General features: G+C 47.1%; 20 protein-coding genes. All 20 read right to left on the bottom strand.

Going from position 1 to position 16,132, the window contains the following annotated elements; all coding sequences use genetic code 11:
* Positions 1-8: 8 nt before the first annotated feature.
* The 20 genes from AAV35_RS12760 to AAV35_RS12855 all read right to left on the bottom strand — a co-directional run bounded on the left by AAV35_RS12760 (position 9) and on the right by AAV35_RS12855 (position 16,102).
* The gene (locus tag AAV35_RS12760) at positions 9-791 is read right to left on the bottom strand and encodes a phage protein (protein WP_008592690.1); all 783 of its coding nucleotides are present in this window, start codon (positions 789-791) and stop codon (positions 9-11) included.
* Positions 788-1,102: a phage baseplate plug family protein gene (locus tag AAV35_RS12765; RefSeq protein ID WP_008592688.1), complete on the bottom strand. Its 315-nt coding sequence runs from the start codon at positions 1,100-1,102 to the stop codon at positions 788-790. The genes AAV35_RS12760 and AAV35_RS12765 overlap by 4 nt, the downstream gene beginning before the upstream one ends.
* Positions 1,103-1,112: 10 nt before the next feature.
* On the bottom strand, positions 1,113-1,688 hold the full coding sequence (locus AAV35_RS12770) for a LysM peptidoglycan-binding domain-containing protein (protein WP_008592686.1): 576 nt from the start codon (positions 1,686-1,688) through the stop codon (positions 1,113-1,115).
* A 2-nt stretch (positions 1,689-1,690) separates the two neighbouring features.
* The gene (locus AAV35_RS12775; protein ID WP_169819466.1) at positions 1,691-5,170 is read right to left on the bottom strand and encodes a peptidoglycan DD-metalloendopeptidase family protein; all 3,480 of its coding nucleotides are present in this window, start codon (positions 5,168-5,170) and stop codon (positions 1,691-1,693) included.
* A 283-nt stretch (positions 5,171-5,453) separates the two neighbouring features.
* On the bottom strand, positions 5,454-5,714 hold the full coding sequence (locus AAV35_RS12780; RefSeq protein WP_040609943.1) for a hypothetical protein: 261 nt from the start codon (positions 5,712-5,714) through the stop codon (positions 5,454-5,456).
* A gap of 94 nt (positions 5,715-5,808) precedes the next feature.
* Positions 5,809-6,210 (bottom strand): phage structural protein, encoded by a 402-nt coding sequence (locus tag AAV35_RS12785; RefSeq protein WP_008592680.1) that lies wholly within the window; start codon positions 6,208-6,210, stop codon positions 5,809-5,811.
* A gap of 33 nt (positions 6,211-6,243) precedes the next feature.
* Positions 6,244-7,263, bottom strand: a complete 1,020-nt coding sequence (locus AAV35_RS12790; protein ID WP_008592679.1) for a DUF3383 family protein — start codon at positions 7,261-7,263, stop codon at positions 6,244-6,246.
* 18 nt (positions 7,264-7,281) lie between these two features.
* Positions 7,282-7,755, bottom strand: a complete 474-nt coding sequence (locus tag AAV35_RS12795) for a phage neck terminator protein (RefSeq protein ID WP_008592676.1) — start codon at positions 7,753-7,755, stop codon at positions 7,282-7,284.
* The gene (locus AAV35_RS12800; protein WP_008592673.1) at positions 7,752-8,120 is read right to left on the bottom strand and encodes a hypothetical protein; all 369 of its coding nucleotides are present in this window, start codon (positions 8,118-8,120) and stop codon (positions 7,752-7,754) included. Before AAV35_RS12800 ends, AAV35_RS12795 begins: the two co-directional genes overlap by 4 nt.
* Positions 8,117-8,593 carry a hypothetical protein gene (locus AAV35_RS12805; RefSeq protein ID WP_008592671.1) on the bottom strand — a complete coding sequence of 159 codons (477 nt, stop codon included), beginning with the start codon at positions 8,591-8,593 and terminating at the stop codon, positions 8,117-8,119. The genes AAV35_RS12800 and AAV35_RS12805 overlap by 4 nt, the downstream gene beginning before the upstream one ends.
* A 1-nt stretch (position 8,594) precedes the next feature.
* Positions 8,595-8,933, bottom strand: coding sequence for a DUF4054 domain-containing protein (locus AAV35_RS12810; RefSeq protein WP_008592669.1), 339 nt, complete (start codon positions 8,931-8,933; stop codon positions 8,595-8,597).
* A gap of 12 nt (positions 8,934-8,945) precedes the next feature.
* On the bottom strand, positions 8,946-9,275 hold the full coding sequence (locus tag AAV35_RS12815; RefSeq protein WP_008592668.1) for a hypothetical protein: 330 nt from the start codon (positions 9,273-9,275) through the stop codon (positions 8,946-8,948).
* Entirely contained in the window at positions 9,275-10,174 is a 900-nt protein-coding gene (locus tag AAV35_RS12820) for a DUF2184 domain-containing protein (RefSeq protein WP_008592666.1), read from the bottom strand. Before AAV35_RS12820 ends, AAV35_RS12815 begins: the two co-directional genes overlap by 1 nt.
* A gap of 25 nt (positions 10,175-10,199) precedes the next feature.
* Complete coding sequence (locus tag AAV35_RS12825; protein ID WP_008592664.1) at positions 10,200-10,658, bottom strand: structural cement protein Gp24; 459 nt, start codon at positions 10,656-10,658, stop codon at positions 10,200-10,202.
* 18 nt (positions 10,659-10,676) lie between these two features.
* Positions 10,677-11,765 carry a DUF2213 domain-containing protein gene (locus tag AAV35_RS12830; RefSeq protein ID WP_008592662.1) on the bottom strand — a complete coding sequence of 363 codons (1,089 nt, stop codon included), beginning with the start codon at positions 11,763-11,765 and terminating at the stop codon, positions 10,677-10,679.
* A gap of 34 nt (positions 11,766-11,799) precedes the next feature.
* Positions 11,800-12,135 (bottom strand): hypothetical protein, encoded by a 336-nt coding sequence (locus AAV35_RS12835; protein WP_008592660.1) that lies wholly within the window; start codon positions 12,133-12,135, stop codon positions 11,800-11,802.
* A 14-nt stretch (positions 12,136-12,149) separates the two neighbouring features.
* Positions 12,150-12,926: a phage head morphogenesis protein gene (locus AAV35_RS12840; protein ID WP_052034771.1), complete on the bottom strand. Its 777-nt coding sequence runs from the start codon at positions 12,924-12,926 to the stop codon at positions 12,150-12,152.
* Positions 12,913-14,244, bottom strand: coding sequence for a DUF1073 domain-containing protein (locus AAV35_RS12845; protein WP_008592657.1), 1,332 nt, complete (start codon positions 14,242-14,244; stop codon positions 12,913-12,915). The genes AAV35_RS12840 and AAV35_RS12845 overlap by 14 nt, the downstream gene beginning before the upstream one ends.
* Positions 14,245-14,256: 12 nt before the next feature.
* A complete protein-coding gene (terL, locus tag AAV35_RS12850) occupies positions 14,257-15,717 on the bottom strand; it encodes a phage terminase large subunit (RefSeq protein WP_008592655.1) in 1,461 nt (486 codons plus the stop codon).
* A complete protein-coding gene (locus tag AAV35_RS12855) occupies positions 15,698-16,102 on the bottom strand; it encodes a terminase small subunit (protein WP_040609940.1) in 405 nt (134 codons plus the stop codon). The genes terL and AAV35_RS12855 overlap by 20 nt, the downstream gene beginning before the upstream one ends.
* Between the last annotated feature and the right edge of the window lie 30 nt (positions 16,103-16,132).

A 16,132-nucleotide genomic window follows, 5' to 3' on the forward strand; every position in this document is an offset into this window, starting at 1 on the left:
ATCACATCCTAATAAATCAAATCGAGCTCCGTGACGAATTCGTCACCGCTCCACTTATGTTTTCCTTGATACACGTAAAACTTTCCGCTTCCTTGCCGTGATTCCATTCGTATTGCGCTCGAAGTGGCCAGTCGATATTGCAGCAATGAGGTAACAGAGAACCCTGTTAATTTCCCGTCCTCAAAAGGAGCAGGCGTTCCAATCAGACCGCCCTCCTCATTCAACGTGAACCTATTCTTCTGCCCACTGTGAACACCGCTGACATAGGCCTTACCTTTACTCACAAAGAACGTGACGCCACACTCTTTAGCCAACCCGGCGAGTTCTTCGACAATCTCTCCGTCTACCGTGTATCCTTTCGCATACGTATGATCCCAATAAAGATCTACGTAAGCGTCCAGTTTCAACCGAGACAGTAAGTCATCGACAATTTGTGATGCTTTGATATTCTTTTTGTAGGTCTTGGTCAACGTTTTTTCCACATCCAGAGGTTGAGAGTCCAGAACATGAATCGTGGTTATTTTATCTACATCTGCTCTCACTGTTTTCACTTTGGAAATATAGCCGGACAGGATGACGCCAACATCACCTTTATACCCTGCATTTACAACTAGATTTTTATTATTCTTAAACCGATGAATGGTATCGTCAGTAAGATTGTACATCTTGATTTCAGATTCGTTTGGTGTAGTGTCGCTATCAAAAGGCACCGTAAATTCAATATCCAGGTCATCACTGGTAATCTTCATCCCTGCGCAGTGCACCTCGGTATATCTATCGAAGAGTTTCATTGGTTATCGACCACCAGGAACACAGAGTCACCGAGATTGTCATACGTTACGGTGTTTTCTTCCCCTGATTCGTCGAGTGGCACGATGGTCGGAGCAGGAAAGGCTTGGGTGTACATATCAGCAAACAGCGGTACACCGTAAACAAGCTTTTCTCCAAGCACCAACGCTTCCTCCTCTCGATAAAGCGACACAGAGAAAAAGTCCCCTACGTCGTTATAAAGGACTTCGATTCTAAAAAGTTCCACCCCGATCTGGATAGAGAATTCATAAGGACATAACTCTTTGTCGATAGGGATATATTCATTCTTCACGTCATCCCTCCTAACGGATACGCATCTTCACGCCTATAGGAATCACTCGCGGGGGCCACGGATTCAGTTCTTTCAATCGCTTTACCGTTGTGCCATATTTCCTGGCCGAGTCCCAGTACGTGTCACCCTTCTTCACGTGATGATACACCTTGCCTTCATTCTGATTCTCCGTCTGTTTCTGACCGGAGTTCGTCACCGGTTTTGTTTCCGGAGCGTACTGAACCTCTGCAAATCGCACTTGTTTCAACGTCATACTGAAATTAAAACCGTTCGCTATTTTCTTGTTCGCCGTATAATTGAACTTCTCAATCAGGACGTTCGGGATAATCTGACGGCCTTCGTATTGCAACTTCACCCCGTTATCTTTCCAGCTTAACAACTTATCTATCAATGTCTGGACCCGCTCCTCGGTAGGGCGGGTCAGCACGCCGGAAATCGAAACGACTTGCGCTTCACTGCTTGCGTGATCAGTGAGTGACAACCCGGCTTCCGTTTTATGACTGGTCACAGAGCCACCGTGATTATAATCTTCATCTGCTACGTGTAGCTGATAGCCTTGCAACATAGCTTTTCCATTCAGTTCCATGCTTATCCCTCCCTAGCGAAAGAAGCGCGCCTGTTCCAACTGGCGAACATATCCTGCATTTTTTCTTCGACAGTTTCTGCTACTCTGTTTGCAGTATCTTCGCCTGCGTTACCTTCTACTGTAACGTTGATCTCAGGGCTAAAATTGGTAGTGCCTTTTCCGGACGCGGAAGTAGCACCAGACACTTTCGAGGCCATCGACTTGCTCTCTCTGTTACTGAACACTTCTGCTCCTCGATTGAGCCTCATAAGCTCCGGTCCGCTCTCTCCGACCACAGCCCACTCTGGTTGTTTCAGAGGGCCGTTTGTGCCGTTTTCATAACCAGCAATCGGTGGAATGGCTACGCCGTTTTTGCGAACCTCATAGTGCAAGTGCGGACCAGTGGAGTTACCAGTCGTACCTAATCGACCGACGATGTCTCCACGTTTGACAGACTGACCTGTCCGGACGCCGATGCTGTTGAGGTGAGCGTATAAATGCTCATAGATACCACTCGCCACTTTAACGAGATTACCGAAACCTCCGGCCCATCCCGCATAGCTGACGCGACCGCTTGTCTGAGCGGGGATTGGCGTACCCATCGGGCCACCGTAGTCATCCCCACCGTGGAGCTTCCAGCGTTTATCGATCGGATGAAAACGTCTGCCGAAGCTGCTTGTTTTGACCAGTCCGGCATTCATGCTTCCGCTTCCAGCGGCATTGCCGTGGTCTTCCGTTTTTCCTCCGACAAAGGAAGCCAGTTTATCTTTTACAAAGTTGAAAGAGCCGCGTACAAGACCTCCGAATAGGTCATCGCCCGTCGGTAAGTCTATGCCGAGACCCTCCATCACTTTACTGACAATCGCCTTGCCGCCTTTAGCGACCCAGTCAAACACTTTGCTGCCCTGGTCCTTAATCCAACCGGCCCCATCTTTAATGTTGCCCCAAGCTGAACTTAATGCACTTCCTATTCCATTTTCATAGTGAGGGAAGGCTTTCATCATTTCTTTCGTATCCGGTCCGGACATCACCTGCGAGCCTTTCGGCAAGTCTATAAGGGTATCTGTCGCCGGAGAAAGAAAGGAGTCTCCACGTGGTGTCTGAACAAATTCCTGCATGCCACCATCGCCGACGACAGCAGGTCCTCCTGGGTGGCTACCCGTACCTGTGGCGTACTTCGGTATCTCGGAAATTCTTACTTCACCGATCAGACTACCGTCGCCTATACCGAGCTTCCCGAGCAGTCCATTTAAACCGCCGATCACGGTATTGATACCCTTTTCTAAAGCTCCACCGATTTTGTTGACCAATCCAACCGCACCATTAATCGCGTATTTACCCATTTTCTTCAGACCGTCACCGATGCGCCCTGGTAGATTTTTGGCCATTTCGACTACATCGTCGAACTTCTCGGAGATCGTGTCCTTAATATTTGAAAAAATGTCGCTCGTTTTTGAACTCACTGTGTTCCAGGTGTCCTTGATCCAGTTCCAGACGCTTTTTACGGAATTGGAAATATTAGTAACTATATTATCCCACGTCTCCCGTAAAAAATCGCGGACGGCGCGGAATGACTGGCGTGTGAACATTTTAATTCTCACGAAATTTGTCTGGATATTCGCCCAGAGATTTGCTATCACACCGACAATGGAATTATAGATTTTCGACCAGATCGACTTGAGAAATTCCCATATACCGGAAAATATTGCGCTTGTTTTAGAACTTACCGAATTCCAAGTGTCGCCGATCCACGTACGTAATTTTTCTACAAATCCAGAGACACTGGTGACAATGGAGCTCCAAATATTTTGGAGAAAATCACGGATTGCGCGAAACGATTGTCTCGTGAACATTTCGATCCGCTTAAACCGAATTTTGATTCCTGTCCACAAATCAGTGACAAATCCCATCACGAAGCCGTAGACTTTGGACCAAATCGACTTCAAGAAATTAGAAATTCCTGTAAAAATTCCAGTCGTTGCCGAAGAAATGGCGGACCAGGCTGATTTCACTGCCGATACTAAGCCGGAGACACTGCCAGTGAAGAGCGATTTCAACCCCGACCACAAGGCAGCGAATGCGCTCTTGAAAGAAAGAATAAATGCCTTCGCGCCTTTCAGTATCTTTCCGTAGAATGTGAGCTGGATAAAGTTCCAAATGAATTTTACTGCTCCGGAAAACATCTGTTTTATCCCTTCCCACATTTTGGAAAAATCTCCGGTGAAAAGACCTGAAAATGTCTTGACCAGCCCCATAATAATATCTAGGGCCCCGGAGATTACACCTTCTATATTTTTCCATACCATCTTTATAATGCCGAGCACTAACGGCATCACAAATTCTATGGTGGACTGGATAAACGAGAAAGCGTTCTTTACGGCCTGCATTATCTGAGTGCCGTTTTCATCCCAAAATTTCTGGATGACACCGAGTTTTTCCTGGATGAAAGGCACGGCTTTGTTAAGTACTTCTTGAATAATGGTCCATGCTGCGTTAAAAACCGTCATCACAGTTCCTCGGATAGAACCGAAAATCTCCTGTGCATTCGTCATGATCGATTGGCCGTTTTCCTGCCAGAAGGATTGGATTTTCGACCAGGATTCCTGTAGGAAAGAGACTACCTGACCGAACCTCGTCTGGATCGTCTGCCAGATACCAGACATCGTTTCTTCGTTGCTGGACTTCCACTCACGAAAACGGGAAATTAAGGACTGCACCCATTGTGTTACCGTGCTGAAAGCGCCACCGATGACATCAAAAGACTTTTGAACAATTGCCTGAATCTGCGGCATTTTTTCTATAAACCAGTCCATCAACAATTGAACGGCCGGCATCAATGAAACACCCAATGTCGTAGCGGCACTACTGAATGTGTTCTTGAGTTTATTCCAACTGTCCTTGAATGTAGCCGCTTTACTCAAGTTATCCTCGCTTATGACATTGGCATTGCCTTTCATCTTTTTCAGCTCTTCATTCGACATGTTCAACACCGGGGCAAGTTCTTCGCCAGTCGTTCCCAGCATTGCTGTTGCGATAGCGTTTCTTTTCGTGGTATCTTCCATGCCCTGCAGCGCCGTTATCGTTTCGCCGAACAATTGCTCCTGTGATTTCAAACCACCGCTAGCCTTATTGACTTCGATGCCTAACATTTTAAACTGCTCGGCACCTTCACCAGTTCCTGCCGCAGCATCCATCGCTCTCTCGGATAGCATGGCCATGTCGCCTGCTGCAGCTTCCATGCTGAATCCGAAGTTTTGAGCCACGTAATCCCATTCCTGAAACGATTTCGTACTCATTCCCGTGACTTGCGAATACTTATTGATTTCATTGGCAGCACTACTGGCCTTCGAGACAAGACCGCCCAGGGCCGTGGCTCCTGCCGCTGCTCCGGATGCAAGTCCTGCCGCTCCGACAGCTGCACCTTTGGCCATTTTGCTGAACTTCCTCGTTTTGCTTTCCATGTTGCGCATTTCTTTGTTAGCGCCGCTTGTCTTGCCAGTCATCGTGTCCATCTGCTTATTGAGTTCACGTAACTGTGAGGTATCGGTAGCAACGGAAATAGCTAAGTCGCGCAAAGACATAATCTCCCTCCTTTCTTTTACGAATCGTTACTTATTCGCATCATCCTCGCGTTGGATCTGTTCATCAATAGCGGCATTGACTTCCAAAAGCTGATGATCACTTAATTCAATCGCTTCGGAGTACGACAATACACGCTCGGTAATCGGTCGCCAGAAGTGCCAATCCCGCCTGACTCTTATCCGGTAAGAGGTTGAATCCTCTCCGTTATTTTCCAGACCTAAGAAACGACATCGCTTCTGTGATTACCTCTTCATACCCATCGTGTTCATCGAAATAATCAAAGTCCACTTTCGGTTCCACGATTACATGTTTGAACAATTCTTCGGACATACGTTCACTGGACATCTTTCCGCCCTCTACTTGTATGCGGTCCTGGATTTGCGCAAACGCCCGCGTTCCTGGATGTTGAAATGTATACGTAACTCCTTCTACCTCTACTTCTTTTTTAGCACCTAGTTTAGCCATTCGATCTACCTCCGATTTTTGTTTTAAGTAAGAAAGAGCAGCCTTATTCGACTGCTCTGTGGATTTGCTATGCTTTTTCTTATTCGCCATATGATCACTCTTCCGAGTAGTCAAATATAACGATGCTGAATTCGCGGTTCTGCGCTTCTTTCCCATAACTCTTGTTCGATGGACGCTGAATGCGGGCCATCGTGCCGCCGACCTTTTCCTTTGGTTCGTTATTATTCATGCAATAGACCGGCACCATACGCTTTTCTTTCGCGATGTTATCCAGAAATTTCACGTAAGGGCTCGTCTGTTGTAGGATGATAGTCGCTGTACGTGTTTCGTCATTCGTTTCGGAAACTACCACGTCTCCTGGATTCGCCCCTACGGCATGAGTAAATCCGTCCTCTGCAGCTTCAAACGAAATGAAGGTGTCTGCCGCGAGACCTGTGATGTGTGTATCATCAACGGTCAAATTAACTTTACTAGAATCATATACTCCTACTGTCATTGATAATTTCCTCCTTTATTACTGATTGATGGATTAATAACTGATAGATCCTTGAATCTCTGCCGAATGGATAGCGCCTGCCAGTTCAAAACTGAAGCTTCCTCCATTATATCGACGCAATGCTCTGTCCTCTTTCGACGTTTCCGCACGACTCAGGAAAGATGTGCTAGAGATAGGATTGCCACCTTCATCACTGGCGATAATTCCTTGGTTAAACCCAGTTTTCAGCACAGCAAGAACCCCTGTTTCCAATGTAGAAATTCCTCCGTCGGTGTACGGGATCTTCCCTGCCTGATTCTTGATTTTTTGAACACGTTGTTCAATGTTTGCCTCGATCCAGTCCTTCCCGTGCATTACATCAATATACTCACCGGAGAGCACCTTTCCTTCGGACGTCACAGGTTCGCCTGCTTTCTTCACGTAAGCGTACGCATTCGCATCTTCAATCTGAGCAAGGTCGTTCGCTTTCAGCTTCTGCGGTGTAATACCAGTAAGTTGCAGCCCTTGCCATGTAATGGAACCGACTTCTTGAGCTCCTCCTTCACCGACGATAGCCGCATCAATATGCTCGTCCGCTGGATGTACTGCTACAAACGTACGGTCTAATGACCCGATGCTCGTTGCATCTGTTGCTGTTGTTACTTGTGCAGAGTACAGTTTCGGTGGTTTGTTTGTATCCGCTGTTTCAATCGCATTTGCAACATCTGTGATATCGAGAGGGTCTGTAACTGTCGTGACGAGGAAGTACCAGTCCTCGGAAATAAGACTGTCTACCAGGTCTGCCGCTGTCGTAGGAGCGTCCGGTTCTACAGATGCGGAATCAAAAGCAGCTACAGCCACACGTGCTGGTCTATGCTCCTGACTAAAGATTGCTTTCGCTTTGGCGTGAATGTCTGTCGTATCGTCAAAGTCCTTCGTGAGTGCCTCTAAGCTTACATATTCGGTATAAGGATGAGCCCCTGTCTTTTCACCGACAATCAACGGCTTCCCGAACCCGACAGTGCCGCCTGGATTGTTTACATTAATGTTTACGGTCACATCTTTTAATGGCATGTGTTTGTCCCTCCTGTTTTATAAATTAAATTCATCTATCGTTTCTACCGTGTGCTCGGAGCGGTCTACGTAGCGGAGTCGCACATCAAACCCGTGCCGCCGCTCGTAGTAATCTCCCAACATGATGCTTCGATTCTGTGTAGGCATTACCTCAATAACAGCAATACCTTCCCTTGAAAGTGTTTCTACACCTACACGCTCGAAAAACTCAATCAATCGGTAACACATTTCTAAAGCTTCATCTCTACTATCCGAGTGAGCGTTAAAGGAGTAAGATACCTCCTTCTGATTGGTGTACGTCTTAGTGAAACTGTCAGACGCTTCCGCGTAGGAAATCGTGTCACTTCCGTTCTTGACATTGTCGGTCGTAACCGAGTACACCACGTAAGGACTCGGGGGTACCCCAGTATCCTCGTCATCCGGAATGATAGGGATTTGGAGATAATCGTACAGCGCTTTGACTAAACGATTACGTACATCAAGCGTGATCATGCACTCTCACCTCCCGCATCCGACCGTTTGAGCAGATACACGTTAAATCCTCCGTATTGTTGCCACGCTTTATCCCCTGTGACATGGAAGTCGTCACCGTCCACCCTCACCAGATCATCTTTATCCAGTGTCTCCGGTTCCTGTAAAAACAGCTTCCGGTCTTCCACGGTGTAGGTGCCGGACGTATCAAACGTCAGGTCGTCATTGCCTAGGGGCATGATGATGCCCTGCGATTCTATCGGAGGATTCTCCCCACCTTCGACCCATTGACCGCCGTTGCCGTAATCACGGTAGCCCTCCGCAAAAGTGATGCGCTGGAAAGGACGGTTATACGTGGCGAACACGCCGCTGAAATCAAACTTCATCCTATCGCCCTCACTTTCCAGGTGATTCTGCTTAACAGACCGCCTGCTGCGCCTTTATCAATCAGTGGGTTCGAAGACCCTTTCTGTTTGATTGTGCTTGCGGCGTTCGGTGGAGAGTCAATGGCTCTGATTTTATCCTGGATATCGCTTACGATTTTTGCGCCCAGCTGTTCATACATCTGTTCAACACTCATCTTGAATGCAAAGACACGATTCATACGATCTTCCATGAACTTCACCCACTCTGACTCTTTCTCGTCAAAGGTAGAGCGCATGAATGACCGTTCCGGAATATTCAATCGTTTGAACCCAAACTCATGAACGTTTGCAATCATTACGTAAGAATCTCCTCCGCTATCATCCTCACCGAAAATACCGACATGTAGCTCATACTTGCTCATATCCTCGATTGCTCGTTGTAACTTTGGGAAGTTATCCTGGACGATGCTGACTTGCATGTTCTTTTGCGCCATATCACAACACCGTCAGATTCAGGGAAGGTCGAGCTTTGAACTTACTAAGAATACGCTTATACTCTTCACCGTAGGGAGTGGCGCTTATCCCGCCGCCTGCTGCACCGGAAAACGTCTGTGATACTTCTCCTACCTTTTGAGTAGACGCCTGCCTTACGTTCAAAGACGCCATGTGAGCCGCTAAATAACGCGCCGCTCGTTCTTGATATCTCTCCTTAATACCAGAAGAGGACACTTCTAAAGAAGCATCCTCAATGTAAATATCAATGCTCTCATTTGGCATAGTGTCCAGATGAGTAGCGATGGATTTCACTTTATCCGCTGTAGTAAGAGGATCCATGAGATCAACTCCTTATTCCTCGTCATTTCCCTCGCCTTGCAATTCTACAAGTTTATCGGCGATAGCTTCCTGTACGCCTTTACGGTCATCGGCCTGTTGCCACTCTTCCAAGAGATCAAGAGAAACGGTGTCATTGATTAGTTCGACAGCACCATCGACATTGAAGTCTTTCGTGCTTTTCGCCTTTTCGTGAGCGATGACTTCTCCTTTTTCTATCACCTTTTGCATGATGGGATGAGCACTGCATTTTTTCCAATCCTCATCACTTACATTGTTTGTGCCTGGAAGAAGCATGACGCCCGCCACATGACGGACGTACTTGCCTTTATTATGAATGATCATTAAATGCCATCTCCTCTCACAATCGCCATTGGATAACGAATGATCGCACCGCCTGTACGTTCTTCAAGCGGAATCTTGAAGTTCGGGAATTTATACTCTTGCTGATGACGGGTGATGTCCATCGATACAAGCATCTCTACCACAGTAGGAGAGCTGTCGAATACAAGAAAGCTGTCCGTTTGTCCATCTCCCATGCCTTCAAGGTCCGATGTAGACTCAATAGAAGAGAACCACCCTTGACTGGTCAGATACTCCATAACTGTCTTGTCCGTGTTCTCGTTATATTCCTTCTCTAGTTCTTCCATAGCATCTGGCGTAACAACAAGCGTATCGGCCTGATGGCCCGGAAGACGATTAACAGCAGAACGGGCTTGACGTAGATCAGCAACAAGTTCCTTCCCTGTCTTGTCTTTCCACTTAGTAGAATTGCCTGCTTTGTTGTTATCAAGTGCTTTTACTTGAATACCTTCCGCATTAGCGACACCGAGAATGCCGTATTTTGCGTCTCCTTTCCACACGAGACGGTTCTCTTTTTCGGAGATAGCACGACGAGCTGTCGCTGCTTTTGTCGTCTCGATAGGTGTGCCGCTCATTTGCCCCTGGCGGAGCTCTTGTACGGAATAACGGAAAGCTGCAGCAATAGAGTAAATGTTCTCCGTGTGCCGCTCCATGTCTGCATCGACAAGTTCAATGTCGTCAGAGCCGGGAGCCAATACTTTCGCCGCTCCAGAACGCTTGATCACGTCATAGGAATACGTTTCTGCACCGGCTGGCACGTTTGATTTCACGTTGAAAATACTACGCGCTTTCAGTTCTTCTTTATTTGCTTCATAAATCGTATTGTCGATTGAGTTAAGGTCTTGAGGACGGATCAGTCCGTCTATTTTAAAGTCTGGCATGTTATTCACTCCTCATTTTCATTTTTTAGGGTAGGTTGATTTCCAGTTGTGCAAGATCTCCAGCAGCAGCGGATGAGCGGAAACGAGCAGATGGGAGAGCTGTCACTTCTGTAGTCGCTGTGCTGTCCGGACGGAAGTTGCCTGTGGTGTTATCGACGACCGGCTTATCACTTGCTACGACATCTTCGATAACTTCTACCCAGATGACGCCTTTCGTTACGACAGCAACCGGGGTCTGTGTTTTGTATTTCTGGTCGTCTGCTTGATTGACCCAGTCATGAACTTCCTGAGCTAGGGCAACACCTTCAAATGAGCCACCTGCAAATGGCACGGCTGTCTCTGGGTCTGTTCCAAGCTGCACTGCTACCCCGTAAGGGATGACCTCTGCAGCTGCTTTGGTATTAGCACTGTAATCCTGAAAGTTTGCTAGTTTTCCTTTGCCGGTAGCTTCCGGGAGGTACTTTCCATAGTTAGTGATTGGCATATTCATTCACTCCTTTTATTATTTAGAATTGCGCAGATTCAAGCGCTTCTGTTGTTTCTCTTGCAACGCTGCATCGGAAGAGTATTCGTTTCCTGTGTGAAGGTGGTTCTCTCCTGTGGAAGAAAAGCCGTCCTGCTTCGAGCGTTCTACTGTAGCATCATAGAAAGCATTGATATAATCATCAGACTTTTCGTCACCTTTGAAGTCTGGATTGACTGTCTGAATAACCGCTTCTTTGATGTCACGCTCTTTCTTGCCGGTGAAGTCAAAGTCATCACCGAGAAAAGATTTCGCACCGGACACAAGCTCCACACGCTCCTGGACTTTCTTATCTAGTGCATCTTCCGTGAGGTCTTTCTTCTTCGCTTCATCGAGCTCTGTTTTCGTCTGCCTGTGCTCGGCTTCGAGGGAGTCATACTTCCCTTGCAGCTTGTCATAGTCTTTTGCCTTGCCTTCTGCAGATTCTTTCTGAGCTTCCAGGGTGTCCAGTCGTGATTTCACTACCGGATCTACTTCGTACTCTTTACCATCAATTGTGTATTTAGGCATATTACTGCCACCTCCATCATTTTTTAATTGCCACGCAGCACTATCATTACGGATACTGACATCCGGTCCTGCGCGGCCTTGTTCGACAATCGCAATGTGATTGATATCAATATTGCGCTGGGCATACTCATAGTTATCTCCGTTATACGTCCCGCTTTCGGCGACGACATCAGACAAAAAACCAATGCTGATTTCTCGCTGATCTCCGTTTTTGATTTTGTCAATCAGTCCAGAGTCTGTAACGGTCAGAGACGTCTTAATCATGCCGTTTTCTACACGACTGTCTGTATGGCTCAGGCCCTTCGCATACTGGCTGTGATTATCCAATGTCACCGGTTCAGTGGGATGTCCATCCGTGACAGCTTTAGACCGTGCGGATTGGATGGTGAGGTCACTGAACACATCATCCGGAAGTTTCGCCTCCATTTGCACGGTTCCATCCTGTCGTTGATACGGAAAGACGCCGGGCCGAGTAATCGGAGCATCTACGGTCAAATAGCCCTCTGATGTTTCCTGGTAATCCATAATCATGACTTTGTCATACCGCTGTACCTTCAAATGTTCTCACCCCCTTTAAGGCATAAAAATAACGCTACCCTTTACGGAAGCGTTGGTTGTTTTGATTTACATCCACTTTTTCGTATGTCTTTTCAAATATATCCGGCTTACACGGGTAAAACTCTCCGTTCACGCCTTTTATGATGTAGTCACCCACACTGGCTTTCATGTCGCCTTCCAATGTTTTAATTATCATATGTCCTTCTGGTGTCCCGTCCGGTTCTGGTCCAGCACTTATCGGGCGCCCCATAAATTCTGCAATCTCCATGTCGTTATATTCCTTATGAACGCCATGTTTACAAGGAATCTCTTCGACTAATCTAAATTGTACAGCTTCAATCACTACTGGTTTCTTTCGATACTTCGCCATTGTCATTCCCTCCTTTAATCGAATACAGGTTCTGCTTGGCATCTGCAGGAAAAATCCTCCCCAGGAAGGCCGACAGCCGGTGGATCATCATAGGGGAACTCTTCACCATTCAATGATTCATGACTATCTCTCACTCGTTCATCTCCAGCAGTACGCCACGTGAATTTTTCCACACCCATGTTCTTATGACGTTCTGCTGTCAGTTGGCCGAATATGGTGCCTGTCTGGTCTTTGGCAATGAACTCCGCTCTCCGTATCGTCATGCCTGCCTGCTTCACAAGTTCATCACGGATCCCTTTTATCGTGGAGCTTTTCTTCGCTCCCTGGAGGATGACGCGCTCAATGTTTGTCATGTAACTGTCTTTGATGTCTGTAATGTAACTGACGTTCTCTTGTACAGCCGCTTCCAAAAAGTCAGCCATCTTGTCGTTGTTATCAATCGGAGACACGCCTTTGATTCTTCCCTGATCCTCCATGTTCTTGAGGTTCATTTTATCGAGCAACTTAATATGTTTCATAGCAATATTCGTGGAGATATGCACGTCATAAATAGCATTGGCCACGTTCTTGATGATGCCTACTGCTGAAATGATGGAGCTTAACGGACCGTCCACTCTCTCTTCCAGAGCATCGGACCGCTTCAATGCTTTGATATCCTCCTTAATCTGCTCATCAAACACGTTTAGCGTTTCCCGGTGCAGATCTCGCACCTGCTTTTTTAAAGCGCGACCATAACTGACGGCTATCGCATTCGGAAAACGTGTAGAGGGGGCTTTTCTAGCCATCCTCATCACGACTCTCTTTATACTTACCGTACACTTCTTCGGCCATCCGACGTTGCGCTGCTTCATCACCGGAGAATGCCAGAGTTTCTTCCAATCCATAACGACCAAAGCGGGTGTCCCTCACTTCGTCCGACATCAGCACGCTGTTCATGATGTAAATGTTGTCGGTCTCCGCGACAATTTTACGGATCTCTGCATCTGTCTTGCTGTCCACTTCCCAGAGCGGATTGAATTGGATTTCCCAGTCAATTGATTCTGGGTCAATGCGTCCGCCAACTTCATCCTCACACCACAATACAATGCGTATGAGTTTCTCCAGCTGCGGCTTCATCTCGTTTTCCTGCATGGCAGCAATGCGAGAGTAGTAATTCATCACATCATATTGAGCGCCTGTGATGGTACCCGCTTCCTGCCCTTTAATCACCGACTTCGGCATCCTGGTAGCACCGGAAAGCATTTCCCACCCATAATCGAGAAGTTCTTTGATACCGCCTACGTTTGTCGATTGTTTTGTGAGAGATTCATCTTCCCCGATGATAGCAAGGGCCTCTGTTCTAAACATGAAATCCATCAACATACCAAGTTCCCGGCGCTGTTCCTGGTTCATGTCCTCAATGTCTTTACTGCTGTATGTCTTGAATGTAAAGTCATGAAGAATTTGACCGACACTCCATAAGGACGTGTCCATCACCGTAAGGATGTCGTATAACGGTTCCAGAAGCGGCTGCCCTTTCGTCTCATCTTCCAGTTTGCGCGTCTGGTCATGGAGTAAGCGGCTCTCATGTACCCTTTTTTCTCGGTCGCTTCCCTCGGTTTTCGGCAATTTGTAATGTTCCACCTTGCCATAAGCAGACGAAAACACATCTTTGTTTGTTACCATATCTTCTATCTTGTGACCGCTGAATGCATGGATGTAATCAAGACGCTTTAACTTGTCGTATTCGATTTTCTTATCCAGTTCGACCGGAGAGCTTTGCGTTACACCCAAGCTGATTAAGCCATCACCTGTGAGACGTTCAAAGTGTCGCATATCCTGAAAAGCTTCTTTTGCTCCCAGGTCTCTCAGCTTTTGCATAATAGCGTTCTTCAAGTCCTCATCTTCCATCTTCAAGGTGAACCAGTTCCGGGTCATATCCTCGGCAGGTATGTTGATGATGTTCTGCACGATCATGTTCGACGCATATAGTTCTTTCAATTCTTGCCTACTTAATACACGTCGATGACTGGGGGTCTGCCGGGTGAGCGGGTCTTTCTCACTCCCTTTGCCATTGCCTTGCATAAAGTCATTGCGCATTTGTTTTGCTCGTTCGATATTCGTAGTCAACGTGTCACCTCCTTAACTTCTCAACATTTTCTTGTAACGATCGAGAGGGTTCGTCTTCTTCCCTTGCAGCTTAATGAGTGCCTGTGTCGTCGAATCCACCATGTCGTCGTTCTTTCCATTCGGAAATGATGTGAATTCCTCGATGAGGTCATTTACCCAAGGGGCGATAGATGGATGTGGTAAGTAAACGTTACCGGACTCAACAGAAGGAGCCACGGCGTTCGCTCTCACTTCTTTACCACCTTCTGGGTTCACAGGTATCAACCCAGCAATTTCATCCTTCAACATTTGAATAACAGCAGGACCGTTCGCCTTGTCCTCGATATATTTCGATTTCGCCTCTGGATACTTGCTTGTCATGTTACGAATGGCTTTCATGGTCTCCGGCAAGCTCATACGATCACGGAATTGATCAAGTAGAAAGAAGTTTGCTTTCTGTTTGCCCCACACCTGGCCAACCACATAATCAGAGGAACCGCTGTCTTTAAACGTACAGTCCCACGACTGAGCTTTCTTATCCCACACCTTCGGAAGTACGACCACGCCCTCTGGATTTGCTAATCGTGCCTTCGTTGCTTCGTCCGGAACGTAGAACTTCCACCAGTGTCTATTGAAGATGGAGCCACCAGCCGGAGAGGGTCTTTGTTGATACAGAGCGGTCCATGTACGAGTACCTACTTCTATCTTCTTACTCTCTGCCCACTCTTCATCAAAGCCAAGTTCTGTACATAGCGGCTCGCCTTTTTCGCGTCCGAGTAAATCATCTTCATCTTCGGCGATAGCTGGCATTCGTATACGCTCCCAGTTATAGGGACTACGTTCTAACAGACGACCAACAAAATCATCTTCATGCCACCGCGTCATGATAACGACAACAGACCCGCCTTTGTGTAAGCGGGTCGATAATGTGGACTCCCATTCCCCCCAAACCTTCTCGCGGATGGTAGAGGAGTCAGCTTCTTCTTTGTTTTTGAATGGGTCATCTATTAAAAGCAGATCCGCACCTTCGCCGGTAATGGAACCTCCAATACCAGTGGCAATCATGCCGCCACGTCCTCCATCAATACCCCAGTTGTTTTGGGCTGCATTGATACCGGACAGGGAGACATCAAACAACCGCTTCCCATATTCATCTAATTTCTCCCGATTCAATCGCCCGAATTTCCGAGCCAATCCGTCCGAATAAGAAGCGGCTATGACTCGCTTGTCTGGGTTTCTGGATAGAAAATAAGAGGGGAAAGACTCTGTTACCGTCATCGATTTCCCGTGGCGCGGTGGCATTTCAATGATGATGTGTTTTTGTTCTCCAATGGCAATCGGTTCTAAGCTATCGGCAATGTATTCAGTGTGCCGAAAATGTGTGTAAGCTCCCCGATGCACCCGGACCACATAATCACGAAAGGAGCGGCGGGCCAATTCATCCTGGGCCGCTACCGCAACAGCTTCTCTTTGTTCAGTCGTCAGAGTTGGCAATCTTCCTCAACTCCTCCACAGTGAGGTCGGATAGATCGACGTTATTCTGAACTTCCCCGGAATGCTCGACGCGCTCAATAAATGCCCCGTTCGTTTTCGCTATGAACTCTGAAGCTTTAAGTCGGTCTTTGGGTTCAACCATTCTGTCACGCATCATTCCTGTCCAGAACTCTCTTACCTCTTTCATGTCGGCTGTCCTTGAATCCTCAAGCTCTTTGTTACGTTTTTCTATATATTTATAAATTGCAGGTTTTTGCAGGTTCTCCTGACCAATACGATGTGCTGTCTTAGCACTGTACCCCGCATTTCTTGCTGCTTCTGAAGCGTTCCCGGTTTTAATGTAATAGTCAGCAAAGCGTTTTTGTTTTTCGGTCATTTTAGCCATCACATAACACCTTCCCCCTTGAGCTAATCG

The organism is Salimicrobium jeotgali (assembly GCF_001685435.2).
GTDB classification, from domain to species: Bacteria; Bacillota; Bacilli; order Bacillales; family Halobacillaceae; genus Salimicrobium; species Salimicrobium album.

Coding starts and splice junctions, on each gene's coding strand:
- AAV35_RS12760 (WP_008592690.1), bottom strand. CDS start 791: ATGAAACTCTTCGATAGATATACCGAGGTGCACTGCGCAGGGATGAAG.
- AAV35_RS12770 (WP_008592686.1), bottom strand. CDS start 1,688: ATGGAACTGAATGGAAAAGCTATGTTGCAAGGCTATCAGCTACACGTA.
- AAV35_RS12775 (WP_169819466.1), bottom strand. CDS start 5,170: ATGACTGGCAAGACAAGCGGCGCTAACAAAGAAATGCGCAACATGGAA.
- AAV35_RS12780 (WP_040609943.1), bottom strand. CDS start 5,714: ATGGCTAAACTAGGTGCTAAAAAAGAAGTAGAGGTAGAAGGAGTTACG.
- AAV35_RS12785 (WP_008592680.1), bottom strand. CDS start 6,210: ATGACAGTAGGAGTATATGATTCTAGTAAAGTTAATTTGACCGTTGAT.
- AAV35_RS12790 (WP_008592679.1), bottom strand. CDS start 7,263: ATGCCATTAAAAGATGTGACCGTAAACATTAATGTAAACAATCCAGGC.
- AAV35_RS12795 (WP_008592676.1), bottom strand. CDS start 7,755: ATGATCACGCTTGATGTACGTAATCGTTTAGTCAAAGCGCTGTACGAT.
- AAV35_RS12800 (WP_008592673.1), bottom strand. CDS start 8,120: ATGAAGTTTGATTTCAGCGGCGTGTTCGCCACGTATAACCGTCCTTTC.
- AAV35_RS12805 (WP_008592671.1), bottom strand. CDS start 8,593: ATGGCGCAAAAGAACATGCAAGTCAGCATCGTCCAGGATAACTTCCCA.
- AAV35_RS12810 (WP_008592669.1), bottom strand. CDS start 8,933: ATGGATCCTCTTACTACAGCGGATAAAGTGAAATCCATCGCTACTCAT.
- AAV35_RS12815 (WP_008592668.1), bottom strand. CDS start 9,275: ATGATCATTCATAATAAAGGCAAGTACGTCCGTCATGTGGCGGGCGTC.
- AAV35_RS12820 (WP_008592666.1), bottom strand. CDS start 10,174: ATGCCAGACTTTAAAATAGACGGACTGATCCGTCCTCAAGACCTTAAC.
- AAV35_RS12825 (WP_008592664.1), bottom strand. CDS start 10,658: ATGCCAATCACTAACTATGGAAAGTACCTCCCGGAAGCTACCGGCAAA.
- AAV35_RS12835 (WP_008592660.1), bottom strand. CDS start 12,135: ATGGCGAAGTATCGAAAGAAACCAGTAGTGATTGAAGCTGTACAATTT.
- AAV35_RS12840 (WP_052034771.1), bottom strand. CDS start 12,926: ATGAGGATGGCTAGAAAAGCCCCCTCTACACGTTTTCCGAATGCGATA.
- AAV35_RS12855 (WP_040609940.1), bottom strand. CDS start 16,102: ATGGCTAAAATGACCGAAAAACAAAAACGCTTTGCTGACTATTACATT.